Source organism: Salinimicrobium oceani (assembly GCF_012037645.1).
On the sequence record NZ_JAAVJR010000557.1, the window covers coordinates 1 to 470 of the forward strand.

Consider the following 470-nt stretch of genomic DNA (forward strand, 5'->3'; position numbering starts at 1 on the left):
GAAGGAGATCATCGAAAAAAAGGCACCAAAAAAGAAGACGGCGAAGAAAGCTGCAGGCACAAAGAAAACTGCGGCTAAGAAAACTACCCGCAAAAAAGCAGCTGCTAAAAAGAAGTAATTAATGGAATTGGATTTTTTTAGCCCTGTTAGCGAGGAGTTGGTCACCGGTGCTGGCAACAAAATAGGATCAAATTTACTGTTGCATCTGGAAGATAAAGCCTTTCCGGACCTGGAGGGGGTGAAAATTGCCATTTTTGGAGTACTGGAAGACCGCCTGGATGAAAACCGAAGCGGAGAACCCTTTAACTTCAACGGAATTCGAAAAGCATTTTATAATCTGTTACCGGGAAACTGGCACCTAAAGATGGTCGATCTTGGAGATATCCAAAAAGGGGAAACAGTAGAGGATACTTTTTATGCGGTACAATCGGCAGTTGCCGAATGTCTTAAAAAAGGAATAATTCCCATAG

At 42.6% G+C, this 470-nt stretch carries 1 pseudogene; it reads left to right on the forward strand.

Annotation, left to right across the window (positions count from 1 at the left end):
• Positions 1–121: 121 nt before the first annotated feature.
• Positions 122–470, forward strand: a pseudogene (locus HC175_RS18225) (arginase); the annotation flags it as partial.